This window comes from Fischerella major NIES-592 (genome assembly GCF_001904645.1).
In the GTDB taxonomy this organism is placed as follows: Bacteria; Cyanobacteriota; Cyanobacteriia; order Cyanobacteriales; family Nostocaceae; genus Fischerella; species Fischerella thermalis.
In genome coordinates this window covers 206,164-231,175 of the sequence record NZ_MRCA01000003.1, presented here as the reverse complement: position 1 = coordinate 231,175, position 25,012 = coordinate 206,164, and the positions used below count along the sequence as shown (strand labels likewise).

The following is a 25,012-nucleotide window of genomic DNA, read 5'->3' as shown; positions in this document are numbered from 1 at the left end:
ATCGCATCATTAAGCAAAAACGTTAACCAGATTTTCTAGGCTTATTAGCAGAAATTAAAATAATTTCGCCGTGTGCGATCGCGTCCAAAAGTTGTCCTGTTGATCCTTCATTATTGTATACGTAACCTAATTTATAAGCTATTTCCTTCAACTTATCAGATGTTTCCGGAGCAACTCTAGCGTGTAAGTTGTCCCGATTTAATTTTTTTCTGCCAACCATACCTTTTGATAATCTGGTTTACAGATTTAGAATAACACAACCGATAGTATATGCACCTATACATATATAAACCACGAGCTATATATGTATAGGTGCTTTTGATAATTATTTGTGCAACTGCCCATGTCCTAACAGTATGCCTACTATGTTTTCGGCCCAAATATTATCACCGCCACGCGATCGCAAAAAAGCTGGCAACGAATCTTTTTCAAGCACACCAATATCTGCTGCTTCATAGCCACCGTCTCTAAGCTTGGCTCGGATTGGTATTCCTGTTTCCCATTTGTCTTTTTCGTGCCAACGGGTTGAATCGATATACAAATCAAAATCACTCATCTGTTTAATGCCCCTCCAGGACGCTGCTGTTTCAACAATTCCTCAACCACCACACCCCGAATCGAACTTTGCAAGCGTGGCACATCAACAGAAGTTTGACTGCTACCCTGGACAGTGACAGGAATATTAATAGTCATACCTCCACCTTCTTCCCTCTTCCCTCTTCCTCCTTCCTTCCCTACAACCCCACCATTAGCAAAATTCAAAACTTTATCTAACCGCAGTTCTTGAAAGCGTTTAGCCTGTTCCACCGTCAGCACCATTTCACCAGGAGTCAGCGCCGCTAAAACTGGGTTACGTCCAGATGCAGCGCGTTCTCGTTGCAGTGCAGTGGCGATCGCTCCTACACTACCACCACTAGCGTAGTTGGGGACAATCCCACCTTGATAGAAGCCTAAGATACCACCACCGCTTCCTACACCTGGAACCCCGCCCCCACCACCAAATAAGCCCCCGCCAAATAAACCGGAAATCAACTTATTAACTGCTAACTGTGCGAGTTGGTTAGCTATGTTGCCAATTAAGTCTTGAAAAGCTTCGCCAGCCGATTTTGAACCAGTAATAATATCAGTAAAGAAAGTTCCAAGAGCGTTTTTACCAATATCCATCAAGTCTTTACCAAGCGTCCGAACTTGAGAAGAAATATTTTCTAAATTGATTTTATTTAGTGCTTCAGCATTCGCCTTCATTGTAGCAATTTCTTCTTCTGTATATTCAGAAGCAGTCCCTCTTACTGAGGCAATTTGTTGTTCTATTTGTAGTAACTCTTGCTTATATCTAATCTGTTCTTGCATCCGTGCGGCTTCTGCTTCTAATGCAGATGCTCGGTACTCATCGCCACCACGATTACGGATTAAAGTAGCTTGTCCTTGAAGAACAGAAACGCGTCCACCAGCTAAACCTGATTCTTTATTTAACGCCGCTTCCATGTCGGCAAATTTAGCTTGTTCAATGGCTTTTTGTGATTCTTGAGTTAGAGTTTCAAAACTGATTTTGGACTGCTCACCAACTAATTGAATTCGATTATTTAATCGTGCAATTTCGGCATCAAGATTTTTAATTGCCTCACTAGAAGCGTCTAATTTACCTTCATTAATTAACCTCTCACGAGATTTTACTAAATCATCATATTGTTGTTTTAAAGGCTGCAATAATTGTTGCTCCTCACGTATTGCAGCTAATTTATCAAGCTGGAATTGTAACTCAGCTTTTTGCTGTTGAGTACGCGCTCCTGAGATTTGCGATCGCAGTTGGGTTACTTGTTGGTTGTATTGCAATTCCTGATTTTCGGCTTCCCGCAAGCGTTGGTTAGCCTGTTCAACTTGCTTACGTTGGTTTTCAAAAACCGATAAATCAATATCAGATTTATCGGCAAGTGAATGAATCTGAGCAACTAAATTATCAATTTCTTTCTGCAACCGCTTCACTTCTTCAGAATCATCTTTCAAGCCACCTTCACCCAATAGGTAAACTTTCCGCTCCTGTAAATCATCAAGTCGATTTTGTAGTGGAGCTAACGCTAATTTTGCTTGATATTCAATTTCTACTTTATCAATACTTAATTGAAGATTTTGCTTAGTTGATTCGTCGGAAACTAGTGACTGTTGTAATTTTAGCTGATTAATATATTGTTCATGAGCGCGAGTTAATTTTTCTAATTCGCGTTGTCGCTCTTTATCTCGCTCTTGTTGCTGTTCAGAATTAGATTCGTTTAAATTATTAGTTTCTAATTCTATTTTTTGCAATTCTTTGGTAGAAGCAATTACTTCATCTAACTGATTAATTGCCTTAGTGTAGTCCTTCCCGCCTTCTTCACCCAAATCAACAGTTTGACCGCGTTTTTTAGCTTCAGCTATAATTTGCAGCTTCTTGTCTCTAGCTGATGTCAAGTCTTCGCGTTGCTGTGCAAGTTTAATTAAATCTTCTTCATATTTACTATCAATTTCAAACCTAGATAAACGCTTTTCAATTACATTTTTCGCTTCATCATCAGGAGCTTGAGCGGCTGCTAGTTGTAGTTGTGCTTTCTTCTCTTTATTCAGTTGTTCACGTTTTTGGGCTGCTAATTCCCGTTGTTGTTTTTGAGTGGCATCAGCTTGTTGAGTGGCAAAATCAATTTCTTCTTTGATTTCACGATATTTCTGTTGTGCCAGCCTGCGCCGTGCCGCTACTAAATTGCGTTGGTCTTCTTCGTTACCGCCTGTAGGTGTGGTTGGTACTGACTGCTGACTACTAACTATTGACTGCTGACTATTGACTATTGACTGTTGACTATTGACTGTTGACTGACTCAAGAACAGATCCCTTTCAGCCTTACGTCGTCGCGTTAACCCTGGCAACTCCTGCTTCACCCCCCGATGCTCACCTTTATTCCACCGTCCAAATTCCGCCGCCGCACCTGCGTAATCGCCAGCATTAAGCTTTCTTAGCAATGTGCTTTTCTGCAAAGCCCCATCACCAACGTTAAATGCAAAGGAAGTGAGCGCATCTAGTTGGTTGGTATTTAGCGGTACTTTTACCATCCCTTGCACACGCGATCGCTTACTCTGTAATTCCTGCAATAACCGCTCATTTGCTTGCTCTACAGTCAGCCGTTCACTTTGAGATTTAGCCTTGGTTCCAAAACCCACGCTGTACTGTGTTCTGTCCCAATAAGGTGTAGCTGCAAATCCCTCAGCTTGTTTCACTAATTCCACTAATTTATCTGTCACCCCAGCCTGTTGAAATATCCCTTCATTCTTTCCACGGACGACATTAGCGGCTTTACTTGAAAGTCCCGCACCTGTGGGTAAAATTTTCTGTACTTGGTTTGCTATTTCACCTAAAAACCCGCCTGCACTAGTCACCTTACCAACACTCACACCTTGTGCTGCATCAGCAATACCTATTCCTTGTCCTTCTTCAAATACCAATTGTTTAGCCCCACTTCGTTTTAGAGCAGCGCGAAAAGCATTAAATTCTTGTTGTGTCGAAAAAACAACACATCCAGCACTACCTGGTGCTACAGAACGGTTTGCATCAAGATGAAAACCAATGGCAGAACGTTGAGTTTTGAAGGTGGGGTTAATGGGAATAAAAGTTTTGCCTACACCCGCACCAATACCAGCAGTTTCGGTTCCAATATTGTATTTACCGTATTCGATAGGAGCCATAGAACCACTCTTCGTAGTACCACCGCGACCAAATTGATTTTGGGTGCGGCGTTGACCAGAAGTTGCGTAGAAGGTTTGTCCATCAGGGAGAATAACGGCTATTTTCTCTAGTCCGTATTCATCCTTAACTCCAGTGCGGCGTAATGTTACTTGTCCTGCAACACCTCGATTTGAGTTACTAGAACCGCCAAGCAAGCCCTGTACTCCTTGTATTGCCCTGCCAACTCCACCACCAACAAGGTTTTGTGTACCTTGAATCAAATTCCCGATAAAGTTCCCAGTACCACCGCTAGTGTTTTGCGATCGCTCCGTTTGCTGCGGCTGCTGTTCACCACCAAATAATCCTCCCACAAAACTACCAGCTTGCTGTGCTGCATCAGTAATACCCGAAACCCAACCAAAAATTGCTTGTCCTATCTGCTTACAAACTTCTAATACTTTTTCTAATCCTTGAGAAAATCTCTGTATTGCACCTGGTAAATTCTCACGAAAATAAGAAATAATTTGAGTGATTATTTTGACGGCTTCTGTTAATAATTGAATAATTATTTTAAACCCAGTATTAATAATAGTTACAATGATGTCTAATAATGTTTTTAGTAAATCGCCATGTTTTTTAAATAACTCAGCGATTGCCTGACACAAATCTCTAATAGCTTCAAAGATAGGGTGTGATTCTGTCGCTCTATCATTAAATAATTTGATTCCTTCAGCAATCGCTCCACTAATCCAGGAAGCGATAGAGCTAATCGTATCCAAAACACCACGAACAACACCAAATAATGAATTAAATTTATCTGTGGCATCTTGAATAAAATTAGGGTTTTCCTGTAAGTATTCGGCAACGTTTTTAATGCCACCTAATAGTAATTTAAAGCCACCACTAACTAATTCTTGAATAGCTTTATTTAATGCTTCAATTAGTTGGGGATTGGCTTTGAAATATTCAACTAACTTTTGGGATTCTTTTTTAACCTCACCCAGCACACCTTTAGAACTAGACAATCCTGAGACAATATCACCAAACACCTGCACCCCATAATTCATCAGGGGTTCAAATGCTTGTCCGATACTTTTTTGGAATTGGTAAAAGGTGTCACTGACGTTAGAAAGTCTACCTTCTAGGGTTTTGGCTTTGTTTTCCATCGCCCCAAAATACGCGCCACCTTGAGCGGACATTCTCCGCAACGCTTCTTCCAAGTGGCGAAATTCCAACTTCCCATCCGTGGCTAATTGCCTTACTTCCTGTTCCGTTGCGCTCAACATCTTGGCAAGTTCAGCCCGTAGTTGCACACCACGCCCCGTAAACTGGTCAATATCTTCATTCTGCAAACGTCCTTCAGTCCGACTTTTGGCGTACACCTCCATCAAATCCTTGAGGTTAGCATTAGCACCCGCTGCGACATCACCTATCGATTTCAAATCCTTGATAATCTGGTCGGGTTTCGCCCCTGTAGCTAGGTTTTGAATTGCAGCTTGCTGTAAGTCTTTGAGTTCAAAGGGTGTGGTTGCTGCAAATTTCTCTAAACCAGCGACAAACTTATCAATCTCCTGCTGATTCCCTTTAAGAAATGTTTTTAACGAGGCTTCAAACCCTTGAAAATCCTTAGTAACGTTGAATATCTGCCCTGCAAACCCCTGTACCGCACCAATAGCCGTTTGAATTGCACCCGTGACAGCATTAAACGCCCCTATCCCCGCCCCAACAAAAACACCACTGAAAATACTGTCAATTGCTCCTTTGATTGGTGCGACAGCCGTTGTGAATTTATCAGCAAAGGATTTCCCAGCACTTGCGCCAGCTTGCGCCCCTTGAGATGAAGCGTTAGCTAATCCTGGTAATTGTGTGCTTCTTCTACCACCACCAAAAGCCCGATTGATTTGCAGTTCAATATCTCGCGCTACTCGTGTGGCGTAAGCGCGAGTTTGATTGAGTTGTGCTTGTAGAGCTAGTTGGTTGGCTGTTAACTGTAATTCAAGAGTGCCGAGGGAACTGCCGGAAAAAGTCATAATAATTCGTAATTCGTAATTCGTAGTTCGTAATTACGAATTACGCACTACGAATTAATATTTGCCAGCTCCTCCATCTGACTTTCAATATCCGCAAACGCTCCCAATACCCGTGGCGGTATTAGCCGTTGCGATCGCAACTCTAAATAAATCTTTGCTGTTTCCCTTGACACTGGTAACTTTTTACGCTCTTGTGCGTTGTCAGGAAAGGGCAAAAAGTCTTGCATTGTCGCCTTTCCTGACATATCCAGCATCGTACCTATCTTGGCGACTGCGGACGTGGTGACATTGGCGTGTAACTTGTACTGCTTGTACAAATTATCAACCATTTCCCGGATTACCCAACAGGGGACGCGGTGGAAACTTCTTCTGTGGAAACTGGGGTCTGTGACTCCGAAGTATTGGATGGTGTAATAGCATTCACGGTAGAACTGGCGCTCTTTTTGGGTGACTTCTTGGTATTCCCGAAGCCTTTGGAGCGCTCCCCCAGCGTTACTTCTTCTGGTTCAACTGTAATCACTGGTAATTCCGCCCATTCTCTCTCTTCTCCCAGTGCAAATGCAGCAATTTGGGAGTAAATATTTTCAGGTAACTTGCGTACTATCTGCCTAATGACTTTCTCTCTGGTAGTATCACTCAACCAATTTTCTTCAGGTGTTGCCATTAATAAGGCGCATACTTCTTTATCCAGAGAACACCGAAAAGAAGCTCGTAAATTATCAATATTCTCAAGTATCCACTGTGGAGCAAGGCGCGATCGCAGTATCATCACTGCCACTTCTTGAGATTGCTTTTCTATCAACATATCCGGCTTTTTTATCCGCCCTAATTCGTGTTGATATTCAATGGCAAAGGCTAATAATTCATCAATTTCCTCTTCATTTTTCCCGGCATTCCCTTCTAAGGTTTTACGAATTAGGCTAATAGCTTCTGTTTTGCTAATCTTCTCTTTCTCAACAACAATATCCGCAATTTCCGCTAATGGTGCGATTTCTTGAAACTGCACATTACGTATCTTTTCTGCCATGTAATCTTTTTCTTCTGGATTTAACCCACCCATTTTAGGCAGTGGAAAACCAGCTACATGAATAATTTCAGGTACTCCCCAAGGGTTTTGCATAATCTATTTTGATGTCGTCTAATGGTGAGAGTAAGCGTGTGTAAGTGGGATTTTTTCTAACAGTTTCAGGAACAACAATTGAACAGATTTTATTACCATTCAAACTATACAAAAACATATATTCTGGCAATCCCGCCATAAAATAAGCTGCACCACAGGTTAAATACTCAGGATGCAGTAGTTTGCAATTAATGAGAGTTATGGTGTGTCCGTTTGAGTGTAAGTATTTGTGGTTTATCAACTCACAGTTACAGGTGCTTGGATAATATTTTTAATTTCGTTTGTTGTTTCTTTGATGCTAGCAGTAGCATTTGTAAGTTCAGTTAAAACAGAATCCGGTACTGTACCAGCAATTTGTTCTTTAAGTTCCTCAATCAATCCTGCTTGCTCTGCAATTTTAGTGTCTAATGCAGTAAGCTTAAGAGCAATTTCTTCTTTTTCGGTAGCTGTTGCTTGCTTTAGTTCTGCGATCGCAGCTACCGCATCTTTTAGTTCAGTTCGCAATTGTTCAATTGAAGCCATTATCTTACTCTCCAGTTGTTCTAGTCGTTGAAGGATTAGGTTAAAAAACCACTCCAGTATTCTTCCCATCAACCTTCTTCCCTCTTCCTCCTTCCTCCTTCCTTCGTTTAAGCTGATTGCGGAACGCGCAAATTAGTTAAAACAGAATCCATATCAATTTGTACGGGTTGCCCATCAGTGGATGCCAAATTAATGGTTTTACTAGCATTAGCAGCAGTTCCAGCCGTCCCCCCCAATGAGCCATCATAAGTATAAAGAGCTACATTTAGCCCAAAAACAGAACCAGCTTTAGAGTGAGTGATTTTCACTGCGTACAGTGTCGGTGTCACTGCTGGCGGGTCAAAGGTTAATGTCACCGTACCCGATGCGGTGGCATTATTGTTGAGAGTGATAGTGTTATTATTCGCTTTCGCTGTCACTGTAGTGCTGGCTGGAATACCTGTACCTGTTACGACATCACCCACCTTGACATTAGAAAATCCGTTGTTGGTAGTCGTAACTTGGTTGCTACCACTAGTTGTGGTGGAGTTAGCAACTGTAAATGATGGCGGGTCGGTTGAAGCTAAACCGATGGGAATAAAAAAGCTTTCTTCTTGTGCTGTATCAGTTTCTACTACTGTGCCAACTGATAATACTGAGTTAGCGGCGTTAGTTGTAACCGATTTAGGGCGGGTTAACTCTAAAGTAATTGCCATATTTAGAAGATATTAACTACTGCGGGTGGTGTATATATGTAACTATTGCCCTGAATTTGGGCATCACAGGAGAAAGAACGCTTGTCTTGCACTTGTTGTGTAGGTGATGCTGATTCAAGTAACGCTACGCCTTCATGTGCTTCACCACTGGGAAAAAGCAAGTAGAAGTAGAATTCACGCCCTACGTAAACTTTGTCGTAAGCAATACGTCTAAGAATGCTGCCACCGCGATCGCCGTAAACCAAGTTGAAGTCCAATTTCATCCTTTTGGCGTTCCCGGTTGTTACCTTCTCCATCCCAATTCCAGAGAGGTAATTGGTAGTCTCTACGTTTTTGATTTCTGGTGATACCGTTGCATCGGTGCATCCAGCTACAAAAACCAGTGCTTTGGTGGTGGCAGCCGCACCATTACCGATACTTCCTGGTAATGGTAGTGTTTGTAGCGTGGTGCTAAGAGCGGGTGCAGCATTAGAAAGTGTGGCAACCACACCACCAAAATTAAGCAATGTCCCAGCATCCAGAAGTACGGGTGTTGCTTGTACACTCAAGGATTCAGTATTAGCAGCCGCCGCCGCAGTTGTTGTAATGGTGTAACTGGGTGCGTTGCGGTTAGTTACAATTACGTTGCCTACTTGCTGGGTAGGTAATTCGCCGATTTGAAAAGTAATGCCAAGGGTAGTTTCTACTACACTGGCACGATTAATAGTCTGTGGCATCGATTTTTATAAGCTTTTTGGTATTGTTCCCAACCTTCACTGTGTGACTTGCCTAAATGTCGCACTAATTTGATGAGCAGTTAGCCCTAATCTAGTTAATGTCCAGCCTTCACAGGTGAATATTTTTCTAGGTATTGTTAATTCATTGTCTGGACTCCAATAAAAAGGAGATATGCCAGAAAACACCCGCAATTGATCTAATTTATCTTGTGCGTATTGACGAGGCATCGCAGGCGATCGCACATCCCATTCTTCAATTGCTCCTGTTGTTCCCTGCACCACAATTTGCTCGTATCCATCACCTAACTTGGCTCTGGTGGTTGGTACGCTAACTTTTTTAGTTGCGTCCCATGTTGGGGGTAGTTCTAAAATTGCTATTGGCATGGCTTATCGATAAGTATTCAGTCCAGGCGCACCACCGAAATTTAATTCTGCATACGGGCCAAACCTGCATTCACAAGCGGATAACGACTTCGCACACTGGTCTAATGCTGAGTTGGTGGTTGGCTGATTATTTAAAGTAAACATTCCCCCTGTCCATCCACATTCAGCAGAGCGATATCGCCACGAACAAGAACGCAACAGAGGACGTGCAGGCAGTGTAACTCCTTCTACATCAAAAGGACTTCCTAGCCGAAACTTCACAGCTAAATAAGTCTCTTCCTGCATCTGCTCAATAATGTACTGCTGCTGTGGAAGTTCTTTAATTGCAAAAGCTGCGTTTGGTTGTCCATCTAAAAATTGCTTTTGTGTGACGCGCCGTAATACCGTAGAACCTTCAAGTCGATAATTGGCGTTAGTTTTGCAGTTATAGAGTAAATCGCTGATTGTTCGCCCAATATTGGAAACAGTTAGCTGTGGCCTGGGGATTGGCCCTTGACCGATTAAATCAAAGCCTTCGCTTTCACAGCCAATTGCTTGATAATTTACCCCTTCAAAAGTTACACCTGTAAAGTTGCAAATATACAAAGTTTCTGCGAGATTAGTAAGATTCCATCCCGATATTTCAAATAACTCAATTGGCGAATCGGGACTGAGTGATATTAAATCAGCAATCATATTAGTTGATGTCTGGAAATGGTCTAGTGCGAGGGGTAAAGTTTGATGTATATCTTACATCTAAAGTAATTCTAAAGTCGTTTATATATGCATTCAACCACTCATTTCCAATATTGTTGTCACCAGGCGAACCGCCGATAAAGTTATTGTTAGATGAGTTGCTAGGATTGGCTAAAATACTATTGTTAAGGAGTCCGTTGAGATACAAAGAAATAATACCATTACTATTTCTAGTTACACACCAATGAATCCATTGGTTTTGAGGTAAAGTGTAATTCAAAAAGGTATTATCAGTTCCTATTTGAGTGGTAGCCAAGAGTAAAGCATTGGCTTGTCCAGAATTAACAATATTGTAGTTACCAAATATTACTCGCCTACCTGTTTGGCTTAGTTGATAAATCCAGCATTCTACAGTCCAAACAGGATTGATAGAAGACCTTAAATCTAGCTGCGATTGAGAAATAAGTAATGCAGAACTTGTACCATTAAGATACAAACTACTACCATTCCATTTGCTCTGAGTAGTACTAATTGTCGGACTACCATTTTTAGTGATAGCTTTATTGGTTAAATCAGCAATAGTAGTAGAATTATTTGCCCCGTTAAAGTGAGCTAAGAATACTACTTTATCTATGTCAAGATCTCGCTCTAAAATGGCTGGATAGTTGTCTGGAGTAAAGTTAGCTGTATATCTAGCTATCCCTTTAGTTATTCTTAAATCATCAATATATCCATTAAAGAAATTACTAAATCCTGAGTTATAAGGGTCAAGCGCTCCTATAAAAACAGGACTTTGAGCATAGTATAGCCATGCACTAGAAACTTGAGTAGCTTCAAGATTACCATTAATAAATAGTCTTATATTTGAACCTTTTCTAGTTACAGCAATATGTGACCATGTGTTATTTGGAACAGTGTTTGTGGAGATTATAAATATACTGCTATTTTGATTAAAGAAAGAAATTTTTTCTGTATTTTCTAAAACTAGTGCAAATTCAATAGCGCTGACAGAAGTTTTAGATATTATTGTTCTTGGTCTATTTTCACTTTGTTTATAAATCCAGGCTTCAATTGTGAAGTCTCCTGGAAGGTGGAAATTATTATTGTGAGGGATTTGTACATAGTCCCCATTACCATCAAGATATAGGGAAGTTCCATCAAATTTACTTTGAGTAGAAGACAGTTGAGCGTTTCCAAAGCCAGTACAACTATTACCGCAGTAATCATAAAAGAAATTGTTTCCATTAACTGGACGAAAATCAAATAACAGAACATTGTTATTTTGATAAGGGTCTATAGGTTTAGAAAATTCTTGTGTAGGAGGAGTGAAGTTAGAAGTGTATCTAACTACTCCTTTAGTTAGTCTAATATCATCTAGGTATCCTCTAAAGTTAGCGGCGTACCCGCCAGGATTAGAAGCCCTACCCAGATTAAAAGCATAATCAGTATTAAAGAGAGAAGTAGACCCCGAAGTTCCTTTTATACCATTAACAAATATTTCAAGAACTGTGCCAGATTTAGTACAAGCTACATGATACCAAGTATTTAAATTTATAGTTTGAGTACTAGCTGCATTTGAGTAACCATCCACCCAGTGTCTAAATACAAATTTGTAGTTATTGTAGTTATGAGCAAGAGCTAAAAATAGTCCAGCATTACCAGAACCCGTACCAAAAGTATTACCAAAAATTGCTTGATACCCTGTATCAAATACAGCTTGAGTAACATAAACCCAAGCTTCCCAAGTTAAATCTCCTGAACCAAAAGTAAGTTCAAAAACTAAGGGGGATTGAATATAACTGTTTCCATCAAAATAAAGAGCTGAATTATTCCACTTACTTTGGGCAGTAGAGTAAATAGGATTACCTGAAGGATTCAAAGCCCTACCATAAAAATCCCTAAAGTTATTTGCATTGTTTGCGCCATTTCCAGAGAGCAGAAAAACTGGGTTGATAATATCAGGTTCAGGTTCAGGTTCAGGAATATAAATAAATCGCCGTACTTGAGTAATTTTTGCACTGAAATTACCTGCACTTACGCCCAATTGCTGTATCTGCCACTCTGTACAAATGTAAAATTTACCATCGTCGCTTACACCACCATCTAAACTCAAGCGAAATGGTTGTCCGCGACGCGATCGCAAAAAATCATCAACTTCTTGAAAATTGCGGATATTAACATTAATATCCCAGCTTGTAGAAATGGGATTAATACCAATAAAATCACGCTGTTCAACCCCTGCTTCACCATATTTAGTCTTAGCAACATCAGCCTTTTCTTGCTCTGTGTTACCCCAAGTTAGTGTTAGGGGAAGGATAGGGTCAGTCATAATTCGTAATTCGTAGTTCCTAATTCGTAATTTTATGATTACTATTACTCTGTGTGGTGAATTAGCTGATATATGTACCGAGCAAATCACCGTTGCTGTTAGTAGTGTTGCCGAAGCGATCGCCGCACTTCGTGCCAACTTCCCAGGTTTTGCAACTTACTTATACGAAGCCGCCCAAAGGGGTGTCAGTTATCAAATAAAAGTTGGGCGTCAGGAAGTCGATGACACCCAACTTTATAGCCCTATAAGTAAAAGCGTGAATACGATTCGTATTACTCCCGTCATTGCGGGGGCGGGAACTGTAGGACGAATTATTGGTGGTGTCGCGCTTTTGGGTTTAGGCTTAACCGGGGTTGGGTTTTTGGGTATTTCCGCCACAACACTTGCTCTTACTGGTGGCGCAATGCTTTTGGGTGGGATATCTTCATTGTTTGGTCGTCAAGAGTCACCAGATGCGAAAGAGAGTAAAAAATCCCTCACCTTTGGCGGCCCTTCAACCACAACCAAAGAAGGGGGACGAGTACCGATAATTTATGGTGTCGTTATTGCTGGGTTGTATGTTGTGAGTGCAAAAATAGTGACTTATTTAACTAAGTAAGTAGATGAGGGTCTTCCACGTAGAAAAACGGGCAGGCTTCTGGGCTTGTTCGATACGCAAATAGGGCTATTCGTCGGGTATATTAAGCCTGCCCGTTTTTTTGGGGACAATGCAAATGAAAAAACGAAATTTATCAGGTAGAGGCGGCAAAAAGAACAAAAAACCCAAAGAAGAGGCGGATAGTGGACGTAGCGCTTCTTACGCTCAAATACTGGGTATCGTGTCCGAAGGTGAAATCGAAGGGTTGTTTAATGGGGCGCAATCCATTTACTTTAACGAAACCCCGGCCCAAAACAGTGACGGTTCTTCAAACTTTACTAACTTTAGCTGGGATTGGCGAGGCGGAACTCAAGGACAGGATAGGCTAGCGGGTTTTTCTGATGAAATTAGTTCTGAAACCAACGTCGGTGCTGAAATTAAGCAACCCATACCCCTTACCCGTTCCATTATCAACGCCAACCTTGATATAATTCGCGTTCGACTTGGGGTAGTGCTGCAAGAATACCCTCCCAAGGGTGGGGTGTTGGGGTTAAAAATTCAATTTAAGATTTATGTTAAAGAGGGTAATGGTGCTTTTGTACTGCGACTTGACCAAACCATCAAAGGTCGTTACTCAACCCTGACAGAGTTTGAATACAACTTCCCAGTCAACAACTTAGGCGGTACAGTTAACGATTTTTCAGTTCGCGTAGAGCGTGTAACCCCCCAAGACTCCGACACTACACGTTTTCAGCGTGTTCTACAATGGCGTACCCTAATTGAAGTCACAGAAACCAAGTTGCGCTATCCTAATAGTGCTTTGTTTGCTTTCCGATTTGATGCCGCACAATTTGAATCTTTACCGCAAATCTCACTCAAACTTGCGGGGCGTAAAATTGCCATTCCCACCAACGCCACCCCAACCGCTACAAGGGGACTGACATACTCAGGGATTTGGAACGGGACTTTTTATGTGCCATCGGTGGCGATCGCAGATCCGGCCTGGATTCTCTACGACCTCATCACCAACACCCGCTACGGTTTGGGCCGCTACATCAAAGCGAATCAAATTGACAAATGGGCTTTGTACGAAATTAGCCAGTACTGCAATGAGTATGTACCCAACGGTGAAGGAGGTACAGAACACCGCTTCCAATGTCACGTACTGTTAGAAGGTAAAGAAGAAGCTTACAAAGTTATTGAGTCGATTCGTTCCATATTTCGTGGCTTCTCCTACTGGATGAATGGTGCAATTTCTTTTGCAGCTGACAAACCAGCATCCCCTGTTGCCCAATTCACCCAAGCTGACATTGAAAATGGGATGTTTTCTTATAGTCGCACTGGTTTAAAGTCTCGCCACACAATCGCATTGGTGACATGGCTTGACCCCGACGATTTCTACCGACCAACGATAGAAACAGTAGAAGACCGTGAAGGCATTGCTAAATATGGTGTACGCGAACTCGAAATGTCAGCATTTGCTTGCATTTCCAGAGGTCAAGCACACCGCGCTGGACTTGCAGCCCTGCTGACAGAACGCCTGGAGACGGAAACTGTAACCTTCCGAGTTAGGGCTTATGGTGCATACACAAAACCCGGCGACATTATCAGAATTTCCGATGCGAAACGTGCCGAGATTCGTTACGGCGGATTAATCGCAGCATCAACTCTTACCACTGTTACTTTAGATAATCCAGTATCTTTAAATACTGGTGAAACTTACACCCTGACTGTGATGATGGCTGACGGGACAGTGGTTGAACGCACCGTAACAAACCCCCCTGGCTCCCATACCACCTTGAACCTAGATTCACCTCTACCTCAAGCACCACCACCGGAAAGCAACTGGATAATTGCTTCTACGAATATACAACCCCAGCTATTTCGTGTACTCAACCGCGTGCCAGCACCCGGAAGTGGAGAGATGCTGCACGAAATCACAGCTTTAGACTACCGAGGCGATAAATACAACTTTATTGAACAAGGTTGGTCGCTTACACCACGCCCCACAATCAACAGAGTTCCTGCTGTTGTAAACGTGCCTAGAAATATTGCTCTATCTTACCGAGCAATTAATAATGGAGCATCTTTCACTTATATATTGGATGCTTCTTGGCAATACCCGTTAAATAATGGACAGCGCGACCAATTTATTGCCAGCTACTTTGTGGAATACAGAAAGGGTGATGATGGCGATTGGGTTGATACGCGAAACGTCACAAGTACCAGTACCCAATACGAAGGACTACAAGAAGGGAAATATTATGTGAGAGTGGCGGCGACAGATATCAATGGCAAGTCTTCTGTTTGGGTGGAATCATATCCCTTATCCCTAAGCAAAGTTAATTATTCAGCAGTGTTTACTGACCAACAAACTTCTATTTTTGCAACTGAATTTTAATTATGTCTGTTCCTTATATAGATGGTTCCGGCGCTATCCGCCAACGTAAATCAGCTTCTGGAGACGGTACAAATACTGACCCCGATGTATTTTCCTTTGCTGACCAAGGGACTTACGATCGCTTGGGTACAACCAGCGATTCGCCCATAAGTACCCCTACTGCCAATGGCACACTTTCTGCTGTGATTCGGGGTCTTTGGCAGAATCTGTTGGGTACTGCTAGCGAAGCCTCTTCGCCTACAGGTTCAATTCATGCCAAATTGCGATCGCTGGCTGATGTCATAGGTGCAATTTCAGATGCAGCGGCGCGTTCTGGCTCCCTGATGGCGATGTTGCGATCGCTGGCTGAATCTAATTTTGTAGAATCGCAAACAGCCACCAATGTAACTATTGGCACTAGCTTGACAACGGTAATTACGTTTGATTGCCGTGGTAAAAGCACACTTGGCGTACAGCTACAAAATACTGGTAGTGAAGCACTTTCAGCCTTGCAGGTGCAAGCACGTTTTAACAGCAATCTAAATATTTGGAATACCATCGCTTCTACTAACGCTGATTTCACTACCAGCAATGGTAAACAAGGTAACAACGCTAGCACTGAAATAATCAATAGCGGTGTTAGTAGTGGAACTATGATTACTATTCCTGGTGGTGGTGATGGCTGGTTTAGAATGCGCTGCAATGGTATGGAATCAGTGCGAATCCAGGCACAGGTAGCAAGCGGCACTACTACGATGCTGTCTCATGGAATCGCAGAAGTATAAGTATAAATAGGTATATGTAAAAATATTTTATTGCTTTGTACTTTCAGTAAATTTTGCCTAGCTTCTGCACTTGTAAGGAGCCAAACTTGAAGAAAAAGCAAGTGCAGTCGCGGGAGATGGGCTGTGAAAAGCGACTTGATTCAAACGGCAACACCTTTATTGTTATACCATTTCACGAAAATCCTGATACAAATCCTCTCCCAAGTCGTCCTCCTTGTCCTCCTTGTCTCCCTTGTCGCCAAATGTATCAGACTTATGGTGAAACGGTATTAGGGGTGATTGGTGGGGTGATTGGCATTGCTGTAATATTTTCTAATTTAAGTGACGCTAAAGCAGCAGCTGGTTTCGGTCTGGCTGGTACGGCTATAGCTGGAGCTTCTGGTTTAGCTCAAAGCACGAAAAAAGAATAATTATGACGCAAACTTTTATCAGTTCGACACCTAACCCACAGCCGTCGCTGACAATCACTTTGGAATCGGCTGGCATATTTTTAGGAAGCTTAGTATCAGTTTCAATATTAATAGGAATAATTATTAAAATAGTGTCAAAAGTTAATTTAATAAATAGCGAGATTAAAGATTTAAAAGAAGACTTGAATGAAAACAAAAAAATATTTGAGCAAGCGAAAGCATTAGAAAGGGAAGTTCACGGACTTGATAAACGCCTTGACATTCATCTTCAAGACTACTCAGGTTACAAGGATGCTTTACTTTTAGCAGTTAATGGAAATAAAGAAGCAATAGCCCATAAATGGAAACGAACAGAAGAGGAATTTGAAAAGACTAATGGCGAGGTAAGGGAACTGCAAAGATATTTGCAGCAACGAGGAGGTTTTAAAATCAGAGAGTAGATTGATTTGCTTACATTAATCTATTAACAATGCGATCGCATCGAGAACATCACCTCAATTTTTAATAATAATGATATTTATACTGAGACAAATGCAACAAAATACTACCACAGTATCTTTCACACAAAAGCATTTGCAGTGTTGCTGCAAAATCGGCAGTATGCAATCTCAGGTGCTGCACTAAGCGCCCAAGAAAAACTGCTAGCAGCGATTTGCTTTGCCCAGACACCAACAACCACCGAAGTTCCTGCTGAGGTGGTTGAAGCTGAATTTTTGCAAGACTATTCCAGTTTTACAATTTGATGTGCTTTGAAAAAGGTTTTGGTTGTTAATCCTTGCTGCTGCACATTATCCAGCAAAACCCAATAGCCACCATTCCAAATATTTGTGACTTTACCAGTGCAACCAAGCCAGCCATCTTCACAAGAGACAACTTCAATGCGATCGCCTATTTGAATTGTTGTAGTAGTATTATTTGCGGTGCGGGTACTGTCGCTTTTGAAAGTGGTGGAAAAACTGCCCGTACCCTTCAACAACTCTCGGATGAACAAAGGCAACGGCAGACAAGATTGTTTGTACCGCGCTTCCAGTTCTGCTGCTGCTTCTGGGTCTTCCAAACGAATCAATAAGGAGCGATCGCCTGTTTTTGCTCTTCTCCATTCCATTACTGGCTTGGGTGGTTTTTGCTCCTTGAGTTGTGCGTTGATTTCTTTGGTGCGATCGCGCACCTTTTGTACCGTCAACCGCTCTTGCTGCAACTGTTCCAAAATGCGACGATATTTTTGTATCCTCTCAATAATTGGGGGTAAGCAATGATTCTGCTTCCCAGGACCAACCGAAGGAATGAAGAGAAGCTTTCTCACGAATAATAGTTGCCAGAGGGAGAATTATTCCAGCTTGAGAAATGCGATCGCGCATATACTCAAAAAAGCTGATACCCAACTTACGAGTAGTGTCAACAAGCGACATAAAAATATCCCAAGCTTTTGTACCTTGAAATGTCTGAGTAGCATAACTAATCTTACGTCGCAGCACCATTGTCCTAGCTGCTAACTCGGCAGGATTGTTGTGCAATAGTAATTCTGGATGCTCTAAAACTAAAAGCAACTCAGAAGCTTTTGCAGTGGTTAATCGTTTTCGCTCATCTAACTGTTCGTAACCAGTTTTTTCGGTAAAAAGCGTCCAAAATTCTGACCTGAGTTCTGAGGCTTTATCTTGACTGGGGGAATCTCGATCAGCTAATAATTTTCGGTAGTATTGCCAGAATCTGTCTAGAAAGTTATCTAAAATTTTTTGGTGGTAGGCAATAAATGGATTTAACTTTTTATAATGCCGTCCTTCATGTACCCAACATAAAGCTAATTCATCAGTCAATAACTTGAACTGTGGGGCATCATCACATAGAAGAGTTTTGATTACAGGAGTTATTGATTGCTGATGATAAAAAGCAATTGCTGCTGCTTCTTGTATACGAGTACGGGATTGAGGATTTAAATTAGCCAGATGCTCATCAAGCAATCGATTCAACTCAATTTCTGTGAAGGCTGTTTCTTGAGGCAATAATTTTAGTCGATTATTCCACTTTGTTGGCAGATTTAATACCTCAAGTAAATCGTAGGTTAGCGAATTGAGGATAAACTCCAGTTCCGTCGTATTTTGTAGTACCTTGAGTACGCTTAAGCGGTCTTTGTTTTCCGTCGTCAGGTAGACTGTATACAAAGGATTACAAATTATGTTCGTTGTATAGTTGACTCCACCAACACGCGCACCTGTTTGGTCTAAATGCTGCCAAGGACTACTTGCTAAACCGGATGCGTACACCTGTTTATACTCAACTTCAAAACATGAAAAAACCAAAATTTCAGGTAGGCGATCGCGTCTTACACAAACGCAGTGGCAAAATTTACACAGTACTGGATCGCGTCCACAACAAAGCTGTTGCAACTTACGAAATTAAGACGTACAAAAATGGCGGAACTTCCATAAGTCCGACAACTATTGCTGAACACTGGACTTACAAATTGGATGATGGACGTAGTTGGCGGTATGCAGAAAATTTACTGGAACACCTTAGCGCGATTATTGTCCCTGACTAAACGTAGCTATTCACAACTTCCAACTCACTTAACCGAAACGTAGCAATCAAATTTTCTTCTTCACTGTACGGTGATATTGTCTCTCGTCTCCTGGGAAAGTATCGCCGCATTTTCTCAATGGCGCTGTTGAATTTCGTGAAACCTTCTGGAGTGCGATCGCCTAACTTTATCGCCACAATCCACTCATAGCGCTGTTCTTGCTGGTTGTTAAGCAACAGGCTACTACTGGAAACGTTTTTAAATCTATTAATGCTCACCTCCACGCCACCACTCACGCCACCTTTAGGAGTGCTGGGAGGTTCAACCCAGATAGCGGGTTGGTTGTTGGCAAAAAGCCCAAGTTCATTGGCTAGTAAGTCGGCGATCGCTTGCCTTAGTTCGGGTGCGGTGTGGATGTGTTGAATCATCGTTGCTTTTTGAGATTCACTAATGCTTCGGCTATTGCGTTAATTGCTTGTTCTTGAGATGTTGCTTTTAATCCAGCTTTAACGTTAAAAGGAGCGAAGTGTAAATGCAGTAGCTCGTGAACTAGCGTGTGTTCTATATTGTGAGGGCGCATTGCATCGGTTGAATATTCTTCCGGTTTAGCTATCTTGATATCAGCAACTTTTTTGCCCAAGTCCCAGGTAACTAGTCCCTCCGCATCGTCTATTTCTTCTGAAGAAACGACTTTGACAGATACATCCCAATCCATTAGCTTTAATATCTGTTGCCATTTCTGACAAGATTGTTGAAGGGTTTTTAAATTCATCAACTCAACATCATCGACTGCGACGCTTTCAACCGTCCACTACTGACAGGAACTTCTTGTAGAAATATTTGGTTGAGATAGTTCGCAGTCGCAGTGAAAGCCAAATTTAAATTATGAGTGTTCTGGTAATTTGCCGTAAACACAGCAGGTAAATTACTTCCTGATAATGCCCTATCAGTCCATCTGTTACCTTGACGTTCGTGGACATCATAAGCGTAAGGTGCTGTCCATCGGTACGTTGCGGTAGTGATAGTTAATTTAGGTGGTGTCCAGCTTCTCCAAATAGGCATACGTATTCTTTAATAAACGCATCTTCTATTTTCCACCCTGCTTTATCGTTTGGCTCGTTTTCTGATATATTGAAACACATTCCGACACGTACCAGAACGTATGGAACAGATTGACCGAGTAGCGATCGCACCCCTCAAGGCGCGCTACGGACACCGCAAATTTTACACAGAATATGTCCCAGTGTTGGGCATTCACATACAGAAAGAAGGCAAAAATGGCTACATAAGCCAGTACGAGGCTGAACTCTTAGAGAAATACCACGAAGCACGAGGAAGAGGTAAAGAAGCGGTAACAGAGTTTTTGGCTCTTTTGGAACGCATACCAGAACATGTAACCCCCAATAAATCATCCATACTAGAACACGTTCCAACGCGTACCGGAACGTTTGAGCAAATACCCCCAACACAATTATTGCAATTGGCTGATTCGCTCCCACAACTTAGTCCGGTGGGGCGGTGGCTGGCAACCGATTGGGTGTTGCAAGTTGCAGCAATGCAGCGAATCGTAATTATTCGCTCAGTTCTGCTGGTTCTACTGGATAGAGAAAAATTGCCACGACTCCGGCGATTTAGAGCGAGGGGTTTTGAGTTTTGGCGGGTGGATGATCGCAGTAGTGAGGAGTGGCTAGCTAAGTTGGTGGAGAATTATGATTAACATAACTTTCGCAAAATTTTCTTATTCAATTAACCATACCTTTTTCAATTCCTGCTGATAATAATTTTGTTGCTCAATCATTCGTCGGTATATTTCCACCAACTTTTGTTTGGCTTCGCTTTCAGTCATATTTTTAACTTCTTGGTTGAAAGCACAGATATTGAATTGTTGCTCATGCGTTAACTCCATTCAAAAGTTCCTTCAATCTCAGTTCCAATTCTCCTAGCCAACGCCTTAGCTACCCTTGGGCGGTTACTGTCAAAACGTGGCTTGAGTGTAAATTTCCCCTGGTGCTGATTCCCAGTTAATGGGTCAATGTAAACTGCTCTAGCTTCAGATTGTTTACAGATGATTTCGCTGGGTAAAATCCGGGGATTTACGGAATATCCGCGTAGCATAACCATGTTAGGGTTGCTTCCAGGTTCAGGCTTTACCGCGTTATTGCCTTCAAGCCATGCCTCTACTTCGTAGGGGACTGTCACCTGTACCGGATTTCCGGTTTCGGAGTCAGTGGTAAATTGCCCAACCAAGGGGAGAGTAAAGGTAATTTTGATATTGGGTTCAAATGGTTTGCAACACGACATTTTTAGATAACGAATCGTTACTACTTGAGTATTGCAAAACGAAAGATGTCCGTCTCCGCAACATTTTGGTTGAGCAAAATATGGGTTTAGTCCATATGATTGCTCATAAAATGGTTCATTGCTCCACACTACCATTTGAAGAATTGGTACAAATTGGTAGCGGTGGACTAATCAAAGCAGTGGAACGATTTGACCCGACCAAAAAGCGTAAACTCTCTTCACTCGCTGTTCCCTTTATCCAAGGTGCAATACTCCAGTGGTTACGTGATAAAGGACGCTTAGTGAAAGTCCCACGAAACTTGCAAGAAACCCACCAAAAAATCAAACGCTACTCTATCGACAAAGGTATTTCTTATAACCAAGCTGCTTCTGCACTGGGCATCACTCCAAAATCAGCAGAAGAAGCGCAACAAGCGTGTACACAGCATTTACTGGAATTACCCCAGGCGTTAACTACTGATGAAGTGGATGATAGTTTCGACTGGGAACCACTACTAAATCAACTCCCACCACAACACGCCGCTATCGTTCGTAGTATATATATAGAAGCAATTCCACTCAAAGAAGTAGCGCGATCGCACTCTTTGAAATTGAGTGAAGTTAAAAAAATTGAAGCTGAATCCATACAATTATTGCGATCAATTACTCAAGGGCGGGTAAAATGCCCTAGCTGTGGTAAGTACGAAATCATCAAAAATGGTAAACGTACAGGTAAACAATCTTACCTGTGCAAATCCTGCGGTCATCAGTTTGTAGAAAATCCTGTACCTGTGGGTAGGCGTGGCTACTCTGCTGATATCAAGCGCAAAGCCTTATCATATATCCGTGAAGGCAAGAGTCTACATTGGTGCGAAACATATCTCGGAGTTGACCACAGCACAATCTACCTGTGGACTAAAAGTTGTGGTATCAAAGGTATAAAAGTTTCGAGAAAACTAATGACGACCCCTGTACAGCAGCAATGGCAATTAATTGGTAAGTTTAACGGTTTGGCTGAATGGCTAACTAAAAACTGTCCACAGTCACCTGAATTAGACAATGCATTGAAATTATTGAGTGAGGCGATGCAGCGTAGCCAAGAAGCCATAGGACAAACCAAATGAGTGAAGTACTCTGGCTTCCTACCCGCACCGTCCTTGAAAAATTTCATCCTGAAAATCCCCGCGAACACACAGAAGAACACGATTTACCCTGGATACGTGAATCCTTGCTTGATTTCGGTTGGTTAACATATCCCACGATTCAGCAGAACCTGGATGGTAGTCTGGGATACCTAATCTCAGGACACGGTAGAACAATAGGCGCTGACTGGCTATCACAACAAGATGATGATTTTTTTGCTAGTGAGTGGAATCGCTGGATAAAAGCTACTGGACGCGACAAAATCGCCACCAAACACCAAGGGCGTTTCTGTGCCGACTACTGGCTGAAAACCCCGGTAATTCCCACAACACTTGATGACCTCAGCCAAAAATCAGCCTTACTCAGACTTAACAATACGTCCCACGATGGACGAGACGACCCTGGCAAAATCGCGGCAATTTTGGCACAAATGCCGAAACGTCAAATTAAATCGGCTGGTTGGGACACTTCCACCGCTAATACTTTTATGCAGGCTTTTTTACAAAGGAAGGAAGAGGAACCAACAGAAGAGGAGTTTGACTATCAAGAGAAAGAATATTTTGAACGACCCGACGCTACCGATTACTCGGGTAACACAATTGATGTTGAAGCGCGAGAATCCACCAGCGATTACGACAACTACACGCCACCCAACAACACAGAAGTAGTTACCGTTGACACTTCAGAAGTGGTAGAAAATGTATTAGCTGAAGTTGAATCAGGTAATTACAATCCCAATGCTGAAGAACAAACGCGGTTTTTGGTGTATTTAAATAAAGATGTGATAGATGAATTTAAAGAACTTGTTGCTGTAGCTGCCGATAAACTCAATATTCCTAGAGAAGGATTGGCTATTACGTGGCGATCGCAAACTATATTAGAAGCAGTACGCTTGATTGCTAATCAACAAGATGCTTGATATAGAAAAATTCCTAGCTCAATACAACAGCAAAAAAGTAAAAAAATATCGGCGTAATTTATCACCTGAATTTATTGAAGCTGCAAGACAACGAATTTTGGCGAGTAAGCCTTGGGAGAAATCGACCGGACCGCGTACAGAGGAAGGTAAGCTTAAAAGTAGTCAAAATGCTTTTAAGCATGGTCGTCGTAGCCGCACAATGATTGAAGTTAACCGCGTTATTGCCGATGTTAAACGTGGTAATTAAAGTTACGTTAAATTGAGTAAGGAATGGCCAATTGGTCATTAACAGTATGACCAATGAAGAATCACTCTATGGTAGAAGATTAACCGGAAAGTGGCGCGAAGCTTTCACGGATGCTCAAAACTACGACTACGAAACTATTATTCGTGAGAGTTTTTATGTTGCTCATGGTCGAGTAATTAGCCAAATTGAAGGTGCGGGTAAGTTTGGGAAGGAAGCAAAAACTCTACTCCAGGCGTGTGAAGTACTGGTGGAACAAGGGGAACTCACGCAAGAATTTGTAGAGGAATTAAAACTGCGTTTGTTGGGGCTTGATTTAGAAGGGATGTTACGCGCGTTTCAAAGTACGCTTGTACTAGCTGATGGGGCGATGCGACTTAGTAAGATGGGTGATATTCGTCGTCAGCTTGATATATGTAAGGCTTTTATTGTGGCGGTGCTGAAAAATTCGAGCGATCGCATTGCGCGTGAACTCGCCTTATCATGTATCCAGCAGTTAAAATTGGATGCGGATTTACCCTTAGAACAGTTGCAGGCGTTAATTGATGAAGCACAAGAAACCGACATCGAAGAAAGTGACGAAACTCAAGAAACGGAGGAACAAGAAAATCAAGACGTGTTAGAAGGGGACTTGTGGGAAAATTCGTAATTGATAATTCGTAATTCGTAATTGGGTTGTTAAATTACGAATTACGAACTACGAATTATTATGAGAATAATTGACGCACTCCCTCCAACTCGCTACGCATCCGCCGCCGCCCATGCCCGTACTGACCAATTCAAAAACCTGAAAGCTAAAACGATAGCGCGTGTACAGCAGTGGTACGCTGACCCAAGAGTTAACCAAAACGTAGCACCTGGGCTGTGGTTTGGGTATGGTAAAGACTCAATGGCTGGTGCGATTATTCTCAAGCTTGCAGGTTTGGATTTTTGCCATTTAACTATTAATAATGGTGGTGACTTGCCGCAACATTGGCTAGTACAACCAGAGTGGAAAGCATTTTTTGGTGAAGATTTTTACTACGAAGAATATACAACTGACCGCACTTTTCCAGAAATAATCCGCGCTTATCTGAATTGGGGCAATGTTTACGGAATGCGTACCAAAGAAGGAAAACCGCTTAATTTTTGGGATTGGGGCGGAGTGGCGGAAAGTATCACCTATGAAGCACTCTACCAATTTCACCACTTGTACGGCGAAGGTGAAGCTCAGGTAATTTATATGTGGTCAAATCGCCAAGGTGAGGGCCAAGAGAGGGCTTTTGAAATTGCGCGTGAAGGGATGTTTCAGTTCCGCGATCAAAATAAAAAAGACGCACTTCCCTACATCCGTGCTTTGCCCTTGGGAGACTGGAAAGATATTGATGTTTGGGCGCTATTAGTAACTGAAAATGCCCCAATTTCACCTATCTACTCAATGCACCAAATACCCCAAAAGCAGGGTAACAAAGCTTTTCCGCGTACGTTGTGGTACTGTACACCAGAGATATTATGCTCGCAGTATTATAAGTGGTTAGCCTACTACGCACCAGTTCAACTCAAACAACTGTGTGAATTGTTTCCAGAAATTCAAGCTAGATTTACAACAAAAAATCTATAG

The 25,012-nt window shown here is 42.0% G+C and carries 31 protein-coding genes; 13 read left to right on the top strand and 18 right to left on the bottom strand.

Going from position 1 to position 25,012, the window contains the following annotated elements; translation table 11 throughout:
• Positions 1-22: 22 nt before the first annotated feature.
• The 11 genes from NIES592_RS08365 to NIES592_RS08315 all read right to left on the bottom strand — a co-directional run bounded on the left by NIES592_RS08365 (position 23) and on the right by NIES592_RS08315 (position 11,973).
• Positions 23-220, bottom strand: coding sequence for a hypothetical protein (locus NIES592_RS08365; protein WP_073555469.1), 198 nt, complete (start codon positions 218-220; stop codon positions 23-25).
• Positions 221-325: 105 nt separating this feature from the next.
• Complete coding sequence (locus NIES592_RS08360) at positions 326-556, bottom strand: hypothetical protein (RefSeq protein WP_073555468.1); 231 nt, start codon at positions 554-556, stop codon at positions 326-328.
• Entirely contained in the window at positions 553-5,718 is a 5,166-nt protein-coding gene (locus NIES592_RS25570; protein ID WP_073555467.1) for a glycoside hydrolase family protein, read from the bottom strand. The genes NIES592_RS08360 and NIES592_RS25570 overlap by 4 nt, the downstream gene beginning before the upstream one ends.
• Before the next feature lie 47 nt (positions 5,719-5,765).
• Entirely contained in the window at positions 5,766-6,047 is a 282-nt protein-coding gene (locus tag NIES592_RS08350) for a hypothetical protein (RefSeq protein ID WP_073555466.1), read from the bottom strand.
• An 8-nt stretch (positions 6,048-6,055) separates the two neighbouring features.
• Entirely contained in the window at positions 6,056-6,838 is a 783-nt protein-coding gene (locus tag NIES592_RS08345) for a hypothetical protein (protein WP_073555465.1), read from the bottom strand.
• A gap of 237 nt (positions 6,839-7,075) precedes the next feature.
• Positions 7,076-7,360, bottom strand: coding sequence for a hypothetical protein (locus tag NIES592_RS08340; RefSeq protein WP_073555464.1), 285 nt, complete (start codon positions 7,358-7,360; stop codon positions 7,076-7,078).
• A gap of 107 nt (positions 7,361-7,467) precedes the next feature.
• Complete coding sequence (locus NIES592_RS08335; RefSeq protein ID WP_073555463.1) at positions 7,468-8,055, bottom strand: hypothetical protein; 588 nt, start codon at positions 8,053-8,055, stop codon at positions 7,468-7,470.
• A gap of 2 nt (positions 8,056-8,057) precedes the next feature.
• Entirely contained in the window at positions 8,058-8,771 is a 714-nt protein-coding gene (locus tag NIES592_RS08330) for a phage tail tube protein (protein ID WP_073555462.1), read from the bottom strand.
• Positions 8,772-8,807: 36 nt separating this feature from the next.
• The gene (locus NIES592_RS08325) at positions 8,808-9,155 is read right to left on the bottom strand and encodes a phage tail protein (RefSeq protein ID WP_073555461.1); all 348 of its coding nucleotides are present in this window, start codon (positions 9,153-9,155) and stop codon (positions 8,808-8,810) included.
• Between the two features lie 3 nt (positions 9,156-9,158).
• Positions 9,159-9,830 (bottom strand): phage minor tail protein L, encoded by a 672-nt coding sequence (locus tag NIES592_RS08320; protein ID WP_073555460.1) that lies wholly within the window; start codon positions 9,828-9,830, stop codon positions 9,159-9,161.
• A 1-nt stretch (position 9,831) separates the two neighbouring features.
• A complete protein-coding gene (locus NIES592_RS08315; protein WP_256678088.1) occupies positions 9,832-11,973 on the bottom strand; it encodes a LamG domain-containing protein in 2,142 nt (713 codons plus the stop codon).
• A 220-nt stretch (positions 11,974-12,193) separates the two neighbouring features.
• Here NIES592_RS08315 and NIES592_RS08310 point away from each other — a divergent pair, with 220 nt between their 5' ends.
• The 6 genes from NIES592_RS08310 (at position 12,194) to NIES592_RS25010 (ending at position 17,054) form a co-directional block, all read left to right on the top strand.
• Positions 12,194-12,757: a tail assembly protein gene (locus NIES592_RS08310; RefSeq protein WP_073555458.1), complete on the top strand. Its 564-nt coding sequence runs from the start codon at positions 12,194-12,196 to the stop codon at positions 12,755-12,757.
• Positions 12,758-12,872: 115 nt separating this feature from the next.
• Positions 12,873-15,137 (top strand): host specificity protein J, encoded by a 2,265-nt coding sequence (locus NIES592_RS08305; RefSeq protein ID WP_178379504.1) that lies wholly within the window; start codon positions 12,873-12,875, stop codon positions 15,135-15,137.
• A 2-nt stretch (positions 15,138-15,139) separates the two neighbouring features.
• Complete coding sequence (locus NIES592_RS08300; protein ID WP_073555456.1) at positions 15,140-15,901, top strand: hypothetical protein; 762 nt, start codon at positions 15,140-15,142, stop codon at positions 15,899-15,901.
• A gap of 86 nt (positions 15,902-15,987) precedes the next feature.
• Positions 15,988-16,311: a hypothetical protein gene (locus tag NIES592_RS08295; RefSeq protein WP_143168354.1), complete on the top strand. Its 324-nt coding sequence runs from the start codon at positions 15,988-15,990 to the stop codon at positions 16,309-16,311.
• Between the two features lie 2 nt (positions 16,312-16,313).
• Positions 16,314-16,751 (top strand): hypothetical protein, encoded by a 438-nt coding sequence (locus NIES592_RS08290; protein WP_073555454.1) that lies wholly within the window; start codon positions 16,314-16,316, stop codon positions 16,749-16,751.
• Positions 16,752-16,889: 138 nt separating this feature from the next.
• Positions 16,890-17,054 (top strand): hypothetical protein, encoded by a 165-nt coding sequence (locus NIES592_RS25010; protein ID WP_178379503.1) that lies wholly within the window; start codon positions 16,890-16,892, stop codon positions 17,052-17,054.
• Here NIES592_RS25010 and NIES592_RS08285 read toward each other — a convergent pair.
• Together NIES592_RS08285 and NIES592_RS08280 are read right to left on the bottom strand one after the other, a co-directional pair.
• Entirely contained in the window at positions 17,033-17,518 is a 486-nt protein-coding gene (locus NIES592_RS08285) for a hypothetical protein (RefSeq protein WP_073555453.1), read from the bottom strand. The two genes, NIES592_RS25010 and NIES592_RS08285, sit on opposite strands and share 22 nt — an antisense overlap.
• Positions 17,519-17,543: 25 nt before the next feature.
• Entirely contained in the window at positions 17,544-18,572 is a 1,029-nt protein-coding gene (locus NIES592_RS08280; protein ID WP_256678087.1) for an IS66 family transposase, read from the bottom strand.
• Between NIES592_RS08280 and NIES592_RS25765 the strand changes: the two genes are divergently transcribed.
• Positions 18,563-18,847: a hypothetical protein gene (locus NIES592_RS25765; protein WP_256678086.1), complete on the top strand. Its 285-nt coding sequence runs from the start codon at positions 18,563-18,565 to the stop codon at positions 18,845-18,847. The genes NIES592_RS08280 and NIES592_RS25765 overlap by 10 nt on opposite strands.
• Here the strand turns inward: NIES592_RS25765 and NIES592_RS08275 are convergent.
• The 3 genes from NIES592_RS08275 to NIES592_RS08265 are packed head-to-tail and all read right to left on the bottom strand — an operon-like array spanning position 18,844 to position 19,888.
• Entirely contained in the window at positions 18,844-19,254 is a 411-nt protein-coding gene (locus NIES592_RS08275; RefSeq protein ID WP_073555452.1) for a hypothetical protein, read from the bottom strand. The genes NIES592_RS25765 and NIES592_RS08275 overlap by 4 nt on opposite strands.
• On the bottom strand, positions 19,251-19,598 hold the full coding sequence (locus NIES592_RS08270) for a hypothetical protein (protein ID WP_073555451.1): 348 nt from the start codon (positions 19,596-19,598) through the stop codon (positions 19,251-19,253). The genes NIES592_RS08275 and NIES592_RS08270 overlap by 4 nt, the downstream gene beginning before the upstream one ends.
• Positions 19,598-19,888 carry a hypothetical protein gene (locus NIES592_RS08265; protein ID WP_073555450.1) on the bottom strand — a complete coding sequence of 97 codons (291 nt, stop codon included), beginning with the start codon at positions 19,886-19,888 and terminating at the stop codon, positions 19,598-19,600. Before NIES592_RS08265 ends, NIES592_RS08270 begins: the two co-directional genes overlap by 1 nt.
• Before the next feature lie 100 nt (positions 19,889-19,988).
• On the opposite strand from NIES592_RS08265, the gene NIES592_RS08260 reads away from it, so the two are divergent.
• On the top strand, positions 19,989-20,543 hold the full coding sequence (locus tag NIES592_RS08260) for a hypothetical protein (RefSeq protein WP_073555449.1): 555 nt from the start codon (positions 19,989-19,991) through the stop codon (positions 20,541-20,543).
• Positions 20,544-20,564: 21 nt separating this feature from the next.
• Here NIES592_RS08260 and NIES592_RS08255 read toward each other — a convergent pair whose 3' ends face one another.
• Both NIES592_RS08255 and NIES592_RS08250 read right to left on the bottom strand, forming a co-directional pair.
• Positions 20,565-20,732 carry a hypothetical protein gene (locus NIES592_RS08255; protein ID WP_073555448.1) on the bottom strand — a complete coding sequence of 56 codons (168 nt, stop codon included), beginning with the start codon at positions 20,730-20,732 and terminating at the stop codon, positions 20,565-20,567.
• Positions 20,723-21,127, bottom strand: coding sequence for a hypothetical protein (locus tag NIES592_RS08250; RefSeq protein ID WP_073555447.1), 405 nt, complete (start codon positions 21,125-21,127; stop codon positions 20,723-20,725). Before NIES592_RS08250 ends, NIES592_RS08255 begins: the two co-directional genes overlap by 10 nt.
• Between NIES592_RS08250 and NIES592_RS26215 the strand changes: the two genes are divergently transcribed.
• Genes NIES592_RS26215 through NIES592_RS08225 form a run of 5 tightly spaced genes read left to right on the top strand, consistent with a single transcriptional unit; the run spans position 21,109 to position 25,012 of the window.
• On the top strand, positions 21,109-22,230 hold the full coding sequence (locus NIES592_RS26215; protein ID WP_084552258.1) for a sigma-70 family RNA polymerase sigma factor: 1,122 nt from the start codon (positions 21,109-21,111) through the stop codon (positions 22,228-22,230). The genes NIES592_RS08250 and NIES592_RS26215 overlap by 19 nt on opposite strands.
• Positions 22,227-23,168 carry a hypothetical protein gene (locus NIES592_RS08240; RefSeq protein WP_073555445.1) on the top strand — a complete coding sequence of 314 codons (942 nt, stop codon included), beginning with the start codon at positions 22,227-22,229 and terminating at the stop codon, positions 23,166-23,168. The genes NIES592_RS26215 and NIES592_RS08240 overlap by 4 nt, the downstream gene beginning before the upstream one ends.
• Positions 23,146-23,415, top strand: coding sequence for a hypothetical protein (locus NIES592_RS08235; protein ID WP_143168352.1), 270 nt, complete (start codon positions 23,146-23,148; stop codon positions 23,413-23,415). The genes NIES592_RS08240 and NIES592_RS08235 overlap by 23 nt, the downstream gene beginning before the upstream one ends.
• Before the next feature lie 46 nt (positions 23,416-23,461).
• Positions 23,462-24,061 carry a hypothetical protein gene (locus NIES592_RS08230; protein ID WP_073555443.1) on the top strand — a complete coding sequence of 200 codons (600 nt, stop codon included), beginning with the start codon at positions 23,462-23,464 and terminating at the stop codon, positions 24,059-24,061.
• Between the two features lie 60 nt (positions 24,062-24,121).
• The gene (locus tag NIES592_RS08225) at positions 24,122-25,012 is read left to right on the top strand and encodes a phosphoadenosine phosphosulfate reductase domain-containing protein (RefSeq protein WP_073555442.1); all 891 of its coding nucleotides are present in this window, start codon (positions 24,122-24,124) and stop codon (positions 25,010-25,012) included.

Bases quoted from the DNA above. Each gene is read 5' to 3' on its own strand.
- NIES592_RS08325 (WP_073555461.1), bottom strand. From the start codon at position 9,155: ATGCCAATAGCAATTTTAGAACTACCCCCAACATGGGACGCAACTAAA.
- NIES592_RS08300 (WP_073555456.1), top strand. From the start codon at position 15,140: ATGTCTGTTCCTTATATAGATGGTTCCGGCGCTATCCGCCAACGTAAA.
- NIES592_RS08270 (WP_073555451.1), bottom strand. From the start codon at position 19,598: ATGAATTTAAAAACCCTTCAACAATCTTGTCAGAAATGGCAACAGATA.
- NIES592_RS08265 (WP_073555450.1), bottom strand. From the start codon at position 19,888: ATGCCTATTTGGAGAAGCTGGACACCACCTAAATTAACTATCACTACC.
- NIES592_RS26215 (WP_084552258.1), top strand. From the start codon at position 21,109: ATGGTTTGCAACACGACATTTTTAGATAACGAATCGTTACTACTTGAG.
- NIES592_RS08365 (WP_073555469.1), bottom strand. From the start codon at position 220: ATGGTTGGCAGAAAAAAATTAAATCGGGACAACTTACACGCTAGAGTT.
- NIES592_RS25570 (WP_073555467.1), bottom strand. From the start codon at position 5,718: ATGACTTTTTCCGGCAGTTCCCTCGGCACTCTTGAATTACAGTTAACA.
- NIES592_RS08350 (WP_073555466.1), bottom strand. From the start codon at position 6,047: ATGGTTGATAATTTGTACAAGCAGTACAAGTTACACGCCAATGTCACC.
- NIES592_RS08340 (WP_073555464.1), bottom strand. From the start codon at position 7,360: ATGGCTTCAATTGAACAATTGCGAACTGAACTAAAAGATGCGGTAGCT.
- NIES592_RS08360 (WP_073555468.1), bottom strand. From the start codon at position 556: ATGAGTGATTTTGATTTGTATATCGATTCAACCCGTTGGCACGAAAAA.
- NIES592_RS08225 (WP_073555442.1), top strand. From the start codon at position 24,122: ATGAGAATAATTGACGCACTCCCTCCAACTCGCTACGCATCCGCCGCC.
- NIES592_RS08250 (WP_073555447.1), bottom strand. From the start codon at position 21,127: ATGTCGTGTTGCAAACCATTTGAACCCAATATCAAAATTACCTTTACT.
- NIES592_RS08305 (WP_178379504.1), top strand. From the start codon at position 12,873: ATGAAAAAACGAAATTTATCAGGTAGAGGCGGCAAAAAGAACAAAAAA.
- NIES592_RS08310 (WP_073555458.1), top strand. From the start codon at position 12,194: ATGATTACTATTACTCTGTGTGGTGAATTAGCTGATATATGTACCGAG.
- NIES592_RS08320 (WP_073555460.1), bottom strand. From the start codon at position 9,830: ATGATTGCTGATTTAATATCACTCAGTCCCGATTCGCCAATTGAGTTA.
- NIES592_RS08335 (WP_073555463.1), bottom strand. From the start codon at position 8,055: ATGGCAATTACTTTAGAGTTAACCCGCCCTAAATCGGTTACAACTAAC.
- NIES592_RS08345 (WP_073555465.1), bottom strand. From the start codon at position 6,838: ATGCAAAACCCTTGGGGAGTACCTGAAATTATTCATGTAGCTGGTTTT.
- NIES592_RS08240 (WP_073555445.1), top strand. From the start codon at position 22,227: ATGAGTGAAGTACTCTGGCTTCCTACCCGCACCGTCCTTGAAAAATTT.
- NIES592_RS08290 (WP_073555454.1), top strand. From the start codon at position 16,314: ATGACGCAAACTTTTATCAGTTCGACACCTAACCCACAGCCGTCGCTG.
- NIES592_RS08275 (WP_073555452.1), bottom strand. From the start codon at position 19,254: ATGATTCAACACATCCACACCGCACCCGAACTAAGGCAAGCGATCGCC.
- NIES592_RS08330 (WP_073555462.1), bottom strand. From the start codon at position 8,771: ATGCCACAGACTATTAATCGTGCCAGTGTAGTAGAAACTACCCTTGGC.
- NIES592_RS08230 (WP_073555443.1), top strand. From the start codon at position 23,462: ATGACCAATGAAGAATCACTCTATGGTAGAAGATTAACCGGAAAGTGG.
- NIES592_RS08260 (WP_073555449.1), top strand. From the start codon at position 19,989: ATGGAACAGATTGACCGAGTAGCGATCGCACCCCTCAAGGCGCGCTAC.
- NIES592_RS08255 (WP_073555448.1), bottom strand. From the start codon at position 20,732: ATGGAGTTAACGCATGAGCAACAATTCAATATCTGTGCTTTCAACCAA.
- NIES592_RS25765 (WP_256678086.1), top strand. From the start codon at position 18,563: ATGCGTACACCTGTTTATACTCAACTTCAAAACATGAAAAAACCAAAA.